The sequence below is a fragment of the Streptomyces sp. NPDC043853 genome, from assembly GCF_056436025.1.
This window is the reverse complement of record NZ_JBWKDJ010000006.1, coordinates 423,484-439,902: the sequence shown is the minus strand read 5'-3', so window position 1 is coordinate 439,902 and position 16,419 is coordinate 423,484. Positions and strand designations below refer to the sequence as shown.

Genomic DNA, 16,419 nt, shown 5'->3' with positions numbered 1-16,419 from the left:
GTGGTGTGGTCGGGGGCCGGGCGGGGCGGGGGCGGCCCCGCCCGGCGGTCTCGGGAGGCTCAGACGCCGAGTTCGTCGTCGAGCAGGTCGAACAGCTCGTCGTCGGTGACCGAGTCGAGGTCCTCGTCGGTGTCCTCGTCCGTGCCGGTGGCCCGGCCGGGCTCCTGACGGGCGCTCCACTTGGCCATGAGGGCCTGGAGGCGCATCGTGATCCGCGAGCGGGTGACGCTGTCCGTGTCCGCGGCTTCGGTGGACGCCAACGCGGCTTCCAGCCGGTCGAGTTCGCCGAAGACGGTGGGTCCGTCGGCGCCGAGCGGCAGGGCGGAGCGCAGGTAGCCGGCCAGCTGCTCGGGGGTCGGGTGGTCGAAGATGAGCGTGGCCGGGAGGCGGAGGCCGGTGGCCGCGCCGAGCCGGTTGCGCAGTTCGACCGCCGTCAGCGAGTCGAAGCCGAGCTCCTTGAACGCACTGCCCGGTTCGATGGCCGCGGCGCCGCTGTGGCCCAGTACCTGGGCGACGTGGGTGCAGACGGTGTCGAGGAGCACCCGGTCCCGTTCGGCGGGCGGCAGCTGGGCCAGCCGCTCCGCGAGCGATCCCGGGGCGTCCGCGGCCGCGCCCGCGCTCGTCCGGCGCCGTACGGGCGTACGGAGCAGGCCGCGCAGCAGGGGTGCCACACTGTCGCCGGCCCGGGCCTGGAGTGCGGCCAGGTCGAGCCGGGCGGGCACGAGCAGGCTCGCGGTCGCCGGCCAGGCCGCGGGCCCGGTGCCGTCCCGGTGGGCCGTGGAGGCCCGCAGGGCCGCGTCGAACAGGGCCAGCCCGTCCGCTTCGGACAGGGCGTCCATGCTGCCGCGGCTCAGGCGCTGCCGGTCCTGTTCGTCGAGGGTCGCGGCCATGCCGGCCTCGTCGTCCCACAGGCCCCAGGCGAGCGAGACGCCCGGCAGGCCCTCGGCCCGGCGGTGCTGGGCGAGCGCGTCGAGGAAGGTGTTGCCCGCCGCGTAGTTGGCCTGTCCGGCGTTGCCGAACACGCCGGCCGCGGAGGAGAACAGGACGAACGCCGCCAGGTCGAGGTCCCGGGTCAGCTCGTGCAGGTTCCAGGCCGCGTCGGCCTTGGGCCGGAGCACCTTCGCGATCCGCTCGGGGGTGAGCGCGGTGACGGTGCCGTCGTCGAGGACGCCGGCGGTGTGCACGACGGCCGTCAGCGGCTGCCCGGCCGGTACGTCGGCCAGCAGCGCGGCCAGGGCGTCCCGGTCGGCCGCGTCGCAGGCCGCCCAGGTGACCTCGGCGCCCAGCTCCCGCAGCCCGGCCGCGAGTTCGCCGGCGCCGGCCGCGGCCGCGCCGCGGCGGCTGGTGAGCAGCAGGTGCCGTACGCCGTGCTCGGTCACGAGGTGCCGTGCGAGCAGCCCGCCCAGGGTGCCGGTGGCGCCGGTGATCAGGACCGTGCCCCCGGGATCGAGGGCCGGGCCGGCGGTGTGGCCGTCGGCGGTCGGTTCCGCGGGGTCGGCGAGGACCGCGCGGGCCAGGCGGGGCGCCCGTACCGCTCCGTCGCGCAGGGCGAGCTGGGTCTCGTCGGTGGCGAGGGCTGCGGGCAGGGCCCGGTGGGAGGCGTCCTCGCCGTCGAGGTCGACCAGGACGAACCGGTCCGGGTGCTCGGCCTGCGCGGAACGCACCAGGCCCCACACCGCCGCGTGCGCGGGGTCCGTCACGTCCTCGTCGGGGTCGGCGGCGACGGCGCCGCGGGTGAGGACCGCGAGCCGGGACGCGGCGAACCGCTCGTCCGCCAGCCACCCCTGCACCAGCTCCAGGGCCTGCCCGGTCGCGGCGTGCGCGGCCGCGGGCACCGCCGGACCGCGGCCGGCCGTGGCGAGGTCGGGGGCCATGGAGACGAGGACCGTCTCCGGCGCCGGCTCGCCGAGGGCCTCCGCCAGGTCGAACGCCTCGGCGAGGGCGCCCAGGTCGGGGTGGGTGCGGTCGGCGGCGGCGTCGAGGACGCCGGTCCGTTCCAGGCCCGCGCCCGCCTTGAGCGGGTCGCCGCCGAGCAGCGCCCAGCGGCTGCCGGTCTCCGGACGGGCCTCGGGCAGCGCGAGCGCGGTCCAGTCGACCTGGAAGAGCGCGTCACGGACCGGGCCGGTGTTGCCGAGGCCGGCGGCGGCTGCGACGGCGTCGGTGGAGAAGGGGCGCAGGACGAGCGAGTCGACGGTGAGGACCGGCCGGCCCGCGCCGTCCCACAGGGTGAGCGCGACCGCGTCCCGGCCGGCCGGTGCCGTCCGTACGCGCAGTGCGGCGGCACCGGCGGCGTGGAGGCGCACGCCGTCCCAGGAGAAGGGCAGCCGCGCGCCCTCGGGGCCGTCGGGGAAGAACTCCCCGAGCCCGACGGCGTGCAGGGCGGCGTCGAGGAGCGCCGGGTGCAGTCCGTACGGGGCCGCCTCCGGGAGGCGGTCCTCGTCGAGGGCGACCTCGGCGAACACCTCGTCCCCGAGCCGGTGGGCCCGGCGCAGGTTGCGGAACGCGGGGCCGTAGCCGAGCCCGATGGCGTCGAAGCCCGGGTACAGGTCGTCCACGGGGCATTCGACGGCGCCGGCCGGCGGCCACTCCTCCAGGGCCTGGCCGTCGGTGTCAGCGGCGTCGGGCGCCAGGACGCCGTCGGCGTGCCGGGTCCACGGCGCGTGGGGCGCGGCCTGTTCGGGGCGCGAGTAGACGTCGAAGGCCCGCCGCCCGTCCGCGTCCGGCTCGGCGACGGCCAGCCGCAGCTGGATGCCGCCGGTCTCGGGCAGCACCAGCGGTGCCTCGAGGGTGAGCTCGTCCAGGCGGCCGCAGCCCGCGTGGTCGCCGGCCCGGACGGCCAGTTCCACCAGTGCGGCGCCCGGCACCAGGACGGTGCCGGCGACCCGGTGGTCGGCCAGCCAGGGCTGGGTGCGCAGGGAGAGCCGCCCGGTGAAGAGGAACCCGTCCGAGTCGGGCAGGTCGACCGCGGCCCCGAGGAGCGGGTGGGCGGTCGCGCCGAGCCCGGCGGAGGCGACGTCGCCGGCGAGGGCGTGGGCGGGCGCCTCCAGCCAGTACCGCTGCCGCTGGAAGGCATAGGTGGGCAGGTCGACCCGGCGGGCGCCGGTACCGGCGTAGTACGCGGCCCAGTCGACGGGGATCCCCCGCAGGTGGGCCTGGGCGAGGGCGGAGGCGAGGGCGGCGTCCTCGGGCCGGTCCGCGCGCAGCACCGGGGCGAAACCGGCGTCGTCCCGGGTGACGCAGTCCTGCGCGAGCGCGGAGAGGACGCCTTCGGGCCCGAGTTCGAGGTACGTGGTGACGCCGGCGGCCTCCAGGGCGCGGATCCCGTCGAGGAAGCGGACGGCCTCGCGGACGTGCCGGACCCAGAAGTCTGCGGAGCCCATCTCGTCGGTGACGACGGCACCGGTCAGGTTGGAGACGACCGGGATCCGGGGGGCGGCGTACGTGATCCCCTCGGCGACCTGACGGAAGGCGTCGAGCATGCCGTCCATGTGCGGCGAGTGGAACGCGTGGCTGACGGTGAGGCGCTTGGTCTTCCGGCCGGCGAACGACCCGGCGACGGCGGCCGCCGCGTCCTCGTCACCGGCCACGACGACCGACTGCGGCCCGTTGACCGCGGCCACGCTCACCCGCTCGGTCAACAGCGGGGCAACCTCGTCCTCCGAAGCCTGGACAGCAATCATCACGCCACCGGCCGGGAGCGCCTGCATCAACCGGCCGCGAGCCGCGACCAGCGTGCACGCGTCGGCCAGCGAGAAGACACCCGCCACATGCGCGGCCGCGATCTCACCGATCGAGTGACCGGACAGGAAGTCCGGCCGCACACCCCACGATTCGAGGAGCCGGAACAACGCCACCTCGACCGCGAACAGCACCGGCTGGGTGTACTCCGTCCGGTCCAGCAGAGCAGCATCCGACCCGAACAGCACCTCCTTCAAAGGCAGTTCAAGGTGCGAGTCCAGCTCCGCGCACACCGCGTCCAGCGCAGCGGCGAACACCGGGTGGGCCGCGTACAGTTCACGGCCCGCGCCCGGGCGCTGACTGCCCTGCCCGGTGAACAGGAAGGCCAGCTTCCCGGCGGTGGGTGCGCCTTCGAGCACTCCGGTGGGCCGGCTGCCTTCGGCGAGTGCGGCAAGGCCGGCCAGGAAACCATCGCGGTCCTCGGCGACGACCGCGGCCCGCCGGTCAAGGGCGGTCCGGCTCGTGGCCAGGGAGTAGCCGATCTCCGTGAGGGACAGTTCGGGGTGGTCGGCCGCGTGCGCCGCCAGGCGTGCGGCCTGCTCACGCAGGGCCTGCGGGTCCTTCGCCGACAGGAGCCACGGCAGGCTGCCGGGCGTACGCGTGGGCTCGGGCTGCCGCGTCCCGGGCTCGGCGGGCTCGGGGGCCTGCTCGATGACCGCGTGGGCGTTGGTGCCGCTGAAGCCGAAGGAGGAGACCGCGGCGCGGCGCGGACGTCCCGTCTCCGGCCAGGCCGTGGCCGTGTCCAGGAGCGTCACGGCTCCGGCCGCCCAGTCGACGTGCGGAGTGGGCTCGTCGACGTGCAGGGTCTTGGGCAGCGTGCCGTGGCTCATCGCCATGACCATCTTGATGATGCCCGCGACACCCGCGGCGGCCTGGGTGTGCCCCATGTTGGACTTGATCGAGCCGAGCAGCAGCGGCCGGTCGGCCGGGCGGTCCTGGCCGTACGTGGCCAGCAGCGCCTGCGCCTCGATCGGGTCGCCGAGCGTCGTGCCGGTGCCGTGGGCCTCCACGGCGTCCACGTCGGCGGCGGTCAGGCCTGCGTTGGCGAGGGCCTGCCGGATGACGCGCTGCTGGGAGGGGCCGTTCGGGGCGGTCAGGCCGTTGGAGGCGCCGTCCTGGTTGATGGCGGTGCCGCGGACGACGGCGAGTACCGGGTGGCCGTTGCGGCGGGCATCGGAGAGGCGCTCCACGAGCAGGACACCGGCTCCCTCGGACCAGCCCGTGCCGTCGGCGTCTGCGGAGAACGCCTTGCAGCGGCCGTCGGCGGCGAGGCCCCGCTGCCGGCTGAACTCCACGAAGGCCGCGGGGGTCGCCATCACCGTGACGCCGCCCGCGAGGGCGAGCGTGCACTCGCCGTTGCGCAGCGCCTGCACGGCCAGGTGCAGGGCCACCAGGGAGGAGGAGCAGGCGGTGTCGACGGTGACGGCCGGGCCCTCCAGGCCGAAGGTGTACGAGAGGCGGCCGGAGATGACGCTGGCCGCGTTGCCGGTGCCGAGGAAGCCCTCAACGCCCTCGGGCAGGGCCGCGAGGCGGGAGGCGTAGTCGTGGTACATGACGCCGGCGAAGACGCCGGTCCGGGTGCCGCGCAGGGTGCGCGGGTCGATGCCGGCGCGTTCGAACGCCTCCCACGAGGTTTCCAGCAGGAGCCGCTGCTGCGGGTCCATCGCCACGGCCTCGCGCGGGGAGATCCCGAAGAACGCCGGGTCGAAGGCGGCCGCGTCGGAGAGGAAGCCGCCCTCGCGGGCGTAGCTGGTGCCCTCCTGGCCGGGGTCGTCGGCGAACAGGCCGTCGACGTCCCAGCCGCGGTCGTCGGGGAAGCCGGAGATGACGTCCCGGCCGTCGAGGACGAGCCGCCACAGGTCCTCGGGTGACTGCACGCCTCCGGGGTAGCGGCAGCCCAGGCCGACGATGGCGATGGGCTCGTCGTCGCGGACCGCGGCGGCGGCCGGGGCCTGCTGGGCTGTGGGGGCCGCGCCGAGCAGCTCGGACCGCAGGTGGCCGGCCAGGACCGTGGAGGTCGGGTAGTCGAACACGAGGGTGGCCGGCAGGCGCAGCCCGGTCGCGGCTCCGATCAGGTTGCGCAGTTCGACGGCGGTGAGGGAGTCGAAGCCGAGCTCGCGGAAGGAACGGTCGGCTTCGACCGCGTCCGGTCCGGCGTAGCCGAGGACGGAGGCGACCTGGGTGCGCACCAGGTCCAGGACGAACGCCTCCTGCTCGGCGGTCGCCATCCCGGCGAGCCGGGCGGCGGGTCCGCTCGTGTGGCCTGTGGTGCCGCCGGCGACGGCCCGGCGTACGGGCGTACGCACCAGGCCGGTCAGCAGCGGCGGGAGCGTCCCGCTGCCCGCCCGGGCGCGCAGGGCCGGCAGGTCCAGCTTCACCGGGACGAGGAGCGACGGCTGTCCGGCGGCCGTCGCGGCGTCGAACAGGGCCACGCCCTCGGCGGCGGACAGGGCGTCCGCCCCGCCGCGGCCCAGCCGTGAGACGTCCTCGGCGGCCAGGCCGGCGCCCATGCCACCGCCGCCGGACTCGGCCCACAGACCCCAGGCCAGCGAGGTGCCGGCGAGACCGGCGGCCCGGCGGTGGGCGGCCAGGGCGTCGAGGAAGGCGTTGCCGGCCGCGTAGTTGGCCTGGCCGGCGTTGCCGAAGACGCCGGCCGCGGAGGAGAACAGGACGAACGCGTACAGGTCCAGGTCGCGGGTCAGCTCGTGGAGGTTCCACGCCGCGTCCACCTTCGGGCGGAGGACCGCGGAGACCCGTTCGGCGGTCAGGGAGCCGATCACGCCATCGTCCAGGACACCGGCGGTGTGCACGACCGCGGTCAGCGGGTGCTCGGCCGGGACGCCGGCCAGTACGGCCGCCAGCGCCTCCCGGTCGGCCACGTCGCAGGCCGCCCAGGTGGCCTCGGCGCCCAGTGCGGCGAGTTCGGCCGTAAAGTCGGCCGCGCCCTCGGCCGCCGCGCCGCGACGGCTGACGAGCAGCAGGTGCCGTACGCCGCGCTCGGTGACGAGGTGGCGGGCGAACAGCGCACCGAGCGAACCGCTCGCCCCGGTGAGCAGCACCGTGCCCTCGGCGTCCCAGGCGGCAGCGGCCTGCCCGGTGGGCGCCGTGGCGCGGGCCAGCCTCGGCACCAGCACCGAGCCTCCGCGGACGGCCACCTCGGACTCGCCCGAGGCCAGGGCGACCGCCAGGGCGTCCTGCACGTCACCGGTGTCGTCGACGTCGACGAGGACGAAGCGGCCCGGGTTCTCGGAGTGCGCCGAACGCACCAGGCCCCACACGGCGGCGTGCACCGGATCCGGCAGGCCCTCGCCGGGTACGGCTTCCACCGCACCCCGCGTCACGAACACCAGGCGCCCGTCCTCGGACCGGTCCTCGGACAGCCGCTGCTGCAGCAGCCCCAGTACCCGGGCCGTCGCCGCGTGCACCGCTTCGGGCACCGCGTTCAGGCCGTCCGTACGCAGGTCGGTGACGACGACGCCGGTGTCATCGACCGGGCCCGGGGCCGCCGGACCGGCGGGGAGCCGGGTCCACTCCACCCGGTACAGGGATTCCGGGCGGCCGTCGCGGGCCGCGGCTCCGATCTGCTCGGCCGAGACCGCGCGCAGGGCCAGCGCGTCCACGGAGGCGACGGGCCGGCCGGCCGGATCGGCCAGGTCCAGGGAGACGGCGCCGGGGCCGGCCGGAGCCAGGCGGACGCGTGCAGCCGCCGCGCCGGTGGCGTGCAGCCGTACGCCACTCCAGGCGAACGGCAGTCGCGCGGCGCCCGGATCGGTGTCGGGGTCACCGGCCGGGGAGGACAGGATGCCGCCGTCCAGCGCCAGGGTGTGCAGGGCGGAGTCGAGCAGGGCCGGGTGCAGCCCGAACGCGTCCGCGTCCGTCTGCGCGCGTCCGTCCAGGGCGAGTTCGGCGAACAGGACGTCGTCGCTGCGCCAGGCCGCCCGCAGTCCCTGGAACAGGGGCCCGTAGCGGAGCCCGGAGGCGTCGAGCTGCTCGTACGCCTCGTCCACCGGGACGGGGGTGGCGCCGGCCGGCGGCCATGCCCCCAGGTCGGCGGTGGCCGCGCGGACCTCGTCGGTGAGCAGACCGGCGGCGTGCCGGAGCCACGGCTCGTCCTCGGCGTCGGCCGGGCGGGAGTACACGGCGACCGGGCGGCCGCCGGTGGCGACCGGGGCCCCGACCGTGACCTGGACCTGCACCGCTTCGCCCGCGTCGGGCAGGACGAGCGGTGCATGGAGGGTCAGTTCGTCCAGGGCCGGGGCGCCGACGCGTTCGCCGGCGTGCAGCGCCAGCTCCACGAACGCCGTGCCCGGAACGAGGACGGAGCCCATGACCGCGTGGTCCGCGAGCCAGGGGTGCGTGCGCAGCGAGAGCCGGCCGGTGAGGACGCAGCCGTCGGCGTCCGCGAGGGACACCGCCGCACCCAGGAGCGGGTGCCCGGCGGTGGCGAGGCCGAGCCCGGTGGCGTCACCGGGCAGCGGGGTGCCGGTCTCCGGCCAGTAGCGCTCCCGCTGGAAGGCGTACGTGGGCAGGTCGGCGCGCTGCGCGCCCGTACCGGCGAAGTAGGCGCTCCAGTCGGCTTCGGCGCCCCGGCAGTGGGCCTGGGCGAGCGCGGTGGTGAGCGTCTCCGCCTCGGGGTGTCCCGCGCGCAGCGTCGGGGCGAAGGCGGCGGCGGTGCCGTCGGTGAGGCAGTCCTGCGCGAGGGCGGAAAGGATGCCGTCGGGGCCCAGCTCCAGGTAGGTGGTGACGTCGGCGGCCTCCAGGGCGCGGATGCCGTCGAGGAAGCGGACGGCCTCGCGGACGTGCCGGACCCAGAAGTCTGCGGAGCCCATCTCGTCGGTGACGACGGCACCGGTCAGGTTGGAGACGACCGGGATCCGGGGGGCGGCGTACGTGATCCCCTCGGCGACCTTCCGGAAGGCGTCGAGCATGCCGTCCATGTGCGGCGAGTGGAACGCGTGGCTGACCGTGAGCCGTTTGGTCTTCCGGCCGGCGAACGACCCGGCGATCGCGACCGCCGCGTCCTCGTCACCGGCGATGACCACCGACTGCGGCCCGTTGACCGCGGCCACGCTCACCCGCTCGGTCAACAGCGGGGCAACCTCATCCTCCGAAGCCTGGACAGCAATCATCACGCCACCGGCCGGAAGCACCTGCATCAACCGGCCGCGGGCCGCGACCAGCGTGCACGCGTCCGCCAGCGAGAAAACACCCGCCACATGCGCGGCCACGATCTCACCGATCGAGTGACCGGACAGGAAGTCCGGCCGCACCCCCCACGATTCGAGGAGCCGGAACAACGCCACCTCGACCGCGAACAGCACCGGCTGGGTGTACTCCGTCCGGTCCAGCAGAGCAGCATCCGACCCGAACAGCACCTCCTTCAAAGGCAGTTCGAGGTGCCGGGCGAACTCCGCGCACACCGCGTCCAGCGCAGCGGCGAACACCGGGTGGGCCGCGTACAGTTCACGGCCCGCGCCCGGGCGCTGACTGCCCTGCCCGGTGAACAGGAAGGCGGTCCTGCCGTTCCTGGCGGCCGTGCCCCGGACCAGCCCGGGGGCGGTCCGTCCGGCGGCGAGTGCGCCGAGGATGGTGGCGGCCGTGTCCCGGTCCTGTGCGACGACCACGGCGCGGTGGTCGAAGGCGGCGCGGGTCGTGGCCAGGGAGCGGGCGAGGTCCGCGAGTGCGAGGTCGGGCCGGTCGGCCAGGTGGGCGCGCAGGGCTCCGGCCTGGGCGGCGAGGGCGTCCGCCGTGCGGCCGGAGAGCCGCAGGGGCAGCACGGCCGGCACCGGCGCGGACTCCGGCGCGGACAGGGCGGCCTCCGGGTCGGGGGCCTGTTCGATGATGGTGTGGGCGTTGGTGCCGCTGATGCCGAACGAGGAGACACCGGCCCGGCGCGGCCGGCCCGTCTCCGGCCACGGCGCGGGCTCGGTGAGCAGGCTGACGGCGCCTTCCGACCAGTCGACGTGCGGCGACGGCTGCTCCGCGTGGAGCGTCTGCGGCAGCACGCCGTGCTGCATGGCCAGCACCATCTTGATGATGCCGGCGACACCGGCGGCGGCCTGGGTGTGTCCGAGGTTGGACTTGATGGAGCCGAGGAGCAGCGGCCGGTCGGTCGGGCGGTCCTGGCCGTACGTGGCGAGCAGGGCCTGTGCCTCGATCGGGTCGCCCAGCGTGGTGCCGGTGCCGTGCGCCTCGACGGCGTCCACGTCGGCGACCGTCAGGCCGGCGCTCGCGAGGGCGGCGCGGATGACGCGCTGCTGGGACGGGCCGTTGGGGGCGGTGAGGCCGTTGCTGGCGCCGTCCTGGTTGATCGCGGAGCCGCGGACCACCGCCAGTACGGGGTGGCCGTTGCGGCGGGCGTCGGACAGGCGCTCCACGAGCAGCATGCCGACGCCCTCGCCCCAGCCGGTGCCGTCGGCGTCGGCCGAGAAGCCGCGGCAGCGGCCGTCGGCGGAGAGGCCGCGCTGGCGGCTGAAACCGACGAAGGTGCCCGGGGTGGCCATGACGGTGACGCCGCCCGCGAGGGCCAGGTCGCATTCGCCGCTGCGCAGGGCCTGGACGGCCATGTGGAGGGCGACGAGCGAGGACGAGCAGGCGGTGTCGATGGTGACGGCGGGGCCTTCGAGGCCGAAGGTGTACGAGATGCGCCCGGAGGCGATGCTGCCGGTGCTGCCGGAGCCCAGCGAGCCGTCCGCACCGTCGGCGGAACGCTCCAGGAGCGTGGCGTAGTCGTGGTACATGACGCCCGCGAACACGCCGGTGCGGCTGCCCCGCACGTCGGCCGGGTCGAGGCCGGCCCGTTCGAAGGCCTCCCAGGTGGTCTCCAGCAGCAGCCGCTGCTGGGGGTCGGTGCCTATGGCTTCGCGCGGGCTGATCCCGAAGAACGTGGGGTCGAAGCCGGCGACGTCGTGCAGGAAGCCGCCGTGGCGGGTGTAGGAGGTGCCGGGGTGGTCGGGGTCGGGGTGGTACAGCGCTTCGACGTCCCAGCCGCGGTCGGCGGGGAAGCCGGTGATGGCGTCGCCGCCGCTCTCCAGCAGCCGCCACAGCTCCTCGGGGGTGGTGACACCGCCGGGGTAGCGGCAGCTCATCGCCACGATCGCGATCGGGTCGTCGGCACCGGCCGCACCGGCGTGCCCCGTGGTGGCGGCAGGCGCCGCGTGGGAGACCCGGTCGTCTTCCGCGCCGAGTCCGGCGGCCAGGTGGCGGGCGAGTACCAGCGAGGTCGGGTAGTCGAAGATCAGTGTGGCGGGCAGGCGGCGGCCGGCGGCCGCGCCGAGCCGGTTGCGGAGTTCGACGGCGGTGAGGGAGTCGAAGCCCAGCTCGCTGAAGGCCTGTTCGGGTTCGACGGCGTCGGGGCTGCCGTGGCCGAGGACGTCGGCGACGTGGCTGCGGACGAGGTCGAGGAGCAGCCGCTCCCGCCCGGCGGCGTCGAGGCCGCGCAGGCTCCCCTCCAGGGCGGACGGCTCGGTGCGGGTGCGGCCTGGGGCAGCTGCCCCGGCGGCGGTGCGCCGTACGGGGGTGCGGACCAGGCCGCGCAGCAGCGGGGGCACGCCCGTCCCGGCGGCGGGCAGGGTCAGCCGCATCGGTACGAGCAGGGCCCGCCCGGCGTCCCCGCCCTCGGCAGCGGCTTCGGTGTGGCCCGCGGCGAGGGTGTCGGCGAGGTCGAGGAGGGCGAGGCCGTCGGCGGCGGTGAGACCCTGCACGCCGCCGCGCTTCATGCGTTCCAGGTCGGCCCGGTCGAGGGCGCCGGCCATGCCGTCGGCGTCCTCCCACAGGCCCCAGGCCAGGGAGAGGGCCGGGAGGCCGTGGGCGCGGCGGTGCTGGGCGAGGGCGTCCAGGAAGGAGTTGGCGGCGGCGTAGTTGCCCTGGCCGGGGGCGCCGAACACGCCTGCGGCCGAGGAGAACAGCACGAAGGCCGTCAGGTCGGCGGCGCGGGTCAGCTCGTGGAGGTGGAGGGCGGCGTCGGCCTTGGGCCGCAGGACGGTGTCGAGGCGTTCGGGGGTGAGGGAGTCGATGACGCCGTCGTCGAGGACGCCGGCCGTGTGGATCACGCCCGTCAGCGGGTGCTCCGCCGGGATGCCGGCCAGGGCGGCGGCGAGCGCCTCCCGGTCGGCGGCGTCGCAGCCGGCCCAGGTGACCTCGGCGCCCAGGTCGGCCAGTTCGCGCGTCAGGTCCGCCGCCCCGGGTGCCGCGTCCCCGCGGCGGCTCAGCAGCAGCAGGTGGCGTACACCGCGCTCGGCCACGAGGTGCCGGGCGACGAGTCGGCCGAGCGTGCCGGCCGCCCCGGTGACCAGGACGGTGCCTTCGGCGTCGTACGCGGGTGCCTGCGCCGTCGTGGCGGCGTCGGTGGCTGCGGGCGTCCTGGCCAGGCGGGGTGCGTGTGCCGTGCCCGCGCGCAGGGCGAGCTGCGGCTCCTGGGAGGCGAGGACGGCGTCCAGGACGGATCCGGGCAGCTGGGCCTGCGGGGCGTCGGTGTCGACGAGCACGAAGCGGCCCGGGTGCTCGGCCTGCGCGGAGCTCACCAGGCCCCGGACGGCGGCGTGCACGGGGTCGGCCGGGCCGTCGCCGGTGTGGACGGGGACCGCGCCCCGCGTGACGAGGACGAGGCGGCTGTCGGCGAGCCGGTCGTCGGCGAGCCAGTGGTGCAGCAGGCGGAGCGTGTCGTGCGTGGCCGTGCGCACGGCCTCGGGGGTGAGCTCCGGCGCGGCGGCGAGGCGTACGAGGACGGTGCCCGGGGCGGGGGCGCCGGTGTCCAGCGTCGCGGCCAGGGCCTCCACGGCGGCCGGCGCGTCGAGCACGAGCACGGGCTCCTCGGCGGCACCGGGGGTGCCGCCGGCCGGGTCGGGGAGGGTGAGCGGGGGCCATGCCACGTGGAACAGCCGGTCGTGGGGGCCGCCCGTCCCGGTGTCCAGGTGCTCGGCGGAGACGGTGCGCAGGGTGAGTGCGGCGATGTCGGCGACGGGCTGTCCGGTGCCGTCGGCGAGGGCCAGCGACACCGTGTCCGGGCCGGCCTTGGACAGGCGGACGCGGAGGGTGGAGGCGCCCACGGCGTGCAGGGTCACCCCGGTCCAGGAGAAGGGCAGCCGGCCGCTGCCGGTGTCCTCGACGAGTCCGGCGAGGCCGATCGTGTGCAGGGCGGCGTCGAGCAGGGCGGGGTGCAGGCCGAACCGGTCGGTCTCCGGCTGCGGTTCCGCGGCCGGTTCGATCTCGACGTAGGCTGCGTCGCCGCTGGTCCAGGCCGCGCGGACGCCCCGGAAGGCGGGGCCGTAGTGCAGCCCGGCCGCGGCGAGCCCGGCGTACAGCTCGTCGACGGGCAGCGGGGTGGCTCCGGCGGGCGGCCAGGTGGCGGGGGCGAAGGAGGGTTGCGGCGCGCCGGACGCGAGGACGCCGTCGGCATGCCGGGTCCACGGCAGCTCGGCCGCGTCCGGGCCGGCTGCGGCGCCGTCGGCGGGTTCGGGACGGGAGTGCACGCCGAGGGAGCGGCGGCCGCTCGCGTCGGGCGCGCCGACCCACAGCTGTACCTGGACGCCTCCGGTCGCGGGCAGTACGAGCGGTGCGTGGAGGGTGAGTTCCTCCAGCAGGTCGCAGCCGACCTGGTCGCCTGCCCGGATCGCCAGCTCCACGAAGGCGCTGCCGGGCAGCACGGCGGAACCCATGACGGCGTGGTCCGCGAGCCAGGGGTGGGTGTCGAGCGAGAGCCGGCCGGTGTAGAGGTAGCCGTCGAGGTCGGCGAGGGCGACGGCGGCGCCGAGCAGGGGGTGTCCGGCCGCGCCCAGGCCCGCGGCGGAGACGTCGGCGGGCGGGCGTCCGGCGTCGAGCCAGTAGGGCTCGCGCTGGAAGGCGTACGTGGGCAGGTCGACGCGCCGTACCCCGGTGCCGGCGTAGTAGGCGTCCCAGTCGACGGCCGTCCCGCGGACGTGCAGTCGCGCGAGGGCGCCGGTCAGGGTCTCGGTCTCCGGGCGGCCGGTGCGCAGGACGGGGACGAAGGCCGCCGGGTCGGTGTGCTCGGGCAGGCAGTCCTGGGCGAGGGCGGAGAGGACGGCGTCCGGGCCGAGTTCGAGGAAGTGCACGGTGTTGCGGGCGGCGAGGGCGCGCATGCCGTCGAGGAAGCGGACCGTCTCGCGGACGTGCCGGACCCAGAAGTCGGCCGAGGCCATCTCCTCGCCCGCCACGGCACCGGTCAGGTTGGAGACGACCGGGATCCGCGGGGCCGCGTACGTGATCCCCTCCGCGACCTTCCGGAAGGCGTCGAGCATGCCGTCCATGTGCGGGGAGTGGAAGGCGTGGCTCACGCTGAGCCGCTTGGTCTTGCGGCCCTGCGCCTCGAAGGACTCGGCGATGGCAGCCGCCGCGTCCTCGTCACCGGCCACGACCACCGACTGCGGACCGTTGACCGCGGCGATGCTCACCCGGTCGGCCCCGGCCAGCAGCGGCAGGACTTCCTCCTCGGAGGCCTGGACGGCGATCATCACACCGCCCGCCGGTAGCGCCTGCATCAGCCGGCCGCGCGCCGCAACCAGCCGGCACGCGTCCGCCAGCGAGAAGACACCCGCCACATGCGCGGCCGCGATCTCACCGATCGAATGACCGGACAGGAAGTCCGGCTTCACACCCCACGATTCGAGGAGCCGGAAGAGCGCCACCTCGATGGCGAACAGCGCGGGCTGCGTGTACTCCGTCCGGTCCAGCACCGCCGCATCCGACCCGAACAGCACCTCCTTCAAAGGCCGTTCGAGATGGGCATCCAGCTCCGCACACACCGCGTCCAGCGCAGCGGCGAACACCGGGTGGGCCGCGTACAACTCGCGGCCCGCGCCCGGGCGCTGGCTGCCCTGCCCGGTGAACAGGAAGGCCAGCTTCCCGGCGACCGGGCGGCCGCGGGTGACGCCGGGGGCGGATCCCTCCGGGCCGAGGGCGGCAAGAGCCTCCAGCGCGCGGAGGAGTCCGGGCCCGTCGGGGGCCGTGAGGACCGCCCGGTGCTCGAAGTCGGTGCGTCCGCTCGCGAGCGAGTGGGCGACGTCGGCGGCGGGCAGGCCCGGGTGGGCCGCCAGGTGCGCCGCCAGCTTCCCGGCCTGGGCGCGCAGGGCGGACGCCGACTTGGCCGAGAGGTTCCACAGCGGCGGTACGGGGGCTGCCGGGACCCCGGGGGCTGCGGACGACTCGGCGTACGGCGCAGGAGACGGCTCGGTGGACGCCTCGGTGGACGGCTCCGCAGGCTCCGCCGCTTCCGGAGCGGCAGGCGCCTGCTCGATGACGGTGTGGGCGTTGGTGCCGCTGATGCCGAACGAGGAGACGCCGGCGCGCCGCGGGGCTCCGGTCTCGGGCCACGGCACGGCCTCGGTCAGCAGCCGGACGGCACCCTCGGTCCAGTCGACGTTCGGGGTGGGCTCGTCGACGTGCAGGGTCTGCGGCAGCACCCCGTGGCGCATAGCCATGACCATCTTGATGATGCCGGCGACTCCGGCGGCGGCCTGGGTGTGCCCGATGTTGGACTTGATGGAGCCGAGCAGCAGCGGCCGGTCCTCGGGCCGGTCCTGGCCGTACGTGGCCAGCAGGGCCTGCGCCTCGATCGGGTCGCCGAGGGTGGTGCCGGTGCCGTGGGCCTCCACGGCGTCGATCTGGGCGGGCGAGAGGCGGGCCCCGGAGAGCGCGTCACGGATGACACGCTGCTGGGAGGGGCCGTTGGGGGCGGTCAGGCCGCTGCTGGCGCCGTCCTGGTTGACGGCGGTGCCGCGGACGACGGCCAGCACCGGATGCCCGTTGCGGCGGGCGTCCGACAGCCGCTCCAGGAGGAGCATGCCGGCTCCCTCGCCCCAGCCGGTGCCGTCGGCGGCGGCCGCGAAGGACTTGCAGCGGCCGTCGCCGGCCAGCCCGCGGTGGCGGCTGAACTCGGTGAAGGTGCCGGGGGTCGCCATGACGGTGACACCGCCGGCCAGGGCGAGGGTGCACTCGCCGCTGCGCAGCGCCCGGGCGGCGAGGTGCACGGCGACGAGCGAGGACGAGCACGCCGTGTCGACGGTGACGGCCGGGCCCTCGAGGCCGAGGGTGTAGGCGATCCGGCCGGAGGCGATGCTGCCGGAGCTGCCGTTGCCGAGGAATCCCTCGATCTCCTCGGGGACGCTGAACAGCCGTGCGGCGTAGTCGTGGTACATCAGGCCCGCGAAGACGCCGGTGCGGCTGCCGCGCAGGGAGGCCGGATCGATGCCGGCCCGTTCGAAGGCCTCCCAGGAGGTTTCCAGCAGGAGCCGCTGCTGGGGGTCCATGGCCAGGGCTTCGCGCGGGGAGATTCCGAAGAAGCCCGGGTCGAAATGGTGGGCGTCGTGCAGGAATCCGCCGACCCGCTCGTACGCCTCGATGCCGCTGTCCGGGTCGGGGTCGAAGAGGACCTCGTCCGGCCAGCCGCGGTCGGCGGGGTACGGGGTGACGGCGTCCCCGCCGCGGGCGACGAGCTCCCACAGTGCCTCGGGGGTGTCGGCTCCCCCGGGGTACCGGCAGCTCATCGCGACGATCGCGATCGGCTCCTGCTCGCGCTCCTCCACCTCGCGCAGCCTGCGGCGCGCCTCGCGGAGATCGGCCGTCGCCCGCTTGAGGTAATCGAGGTACTTCTCCTCGTTCACCATGTCTTACGCCATCCCCGTGCTCGAAGTGGTCAGAGTCGTCAAGGTCGTCGGAGCGGTCACG

1 protein-coding gene is annotated in these 16,419 nt (G+C 75.8%); it reads right to left on the bottom strand.

What is annotated here, in order from left to right:
* Positions 1 to 59 precede the first annotated feature (59 nt).
* A complete protein-coding gene (locus AC067U_RS19035) occupies positions 60 to 16,358 on the bottom strand; it encodes a type I polyketide synthase (protein WP_478830886.1) in 16,299 nt (5,432 codons plus the stop codon).
* Positions 16,359 to 16,419 lie beyond the last annotated feature (61 nt).

What these genes read in the sequence shown, in the direction of transcription:
- AC067U_RS19035 (WP_478830886.1), bottom strand. Translation starts at nt 16,358, where the DNA reads ATGGTGAACGAGGAGAAGTACCTCGATTACCTCAAGCGGGCGACGGCC.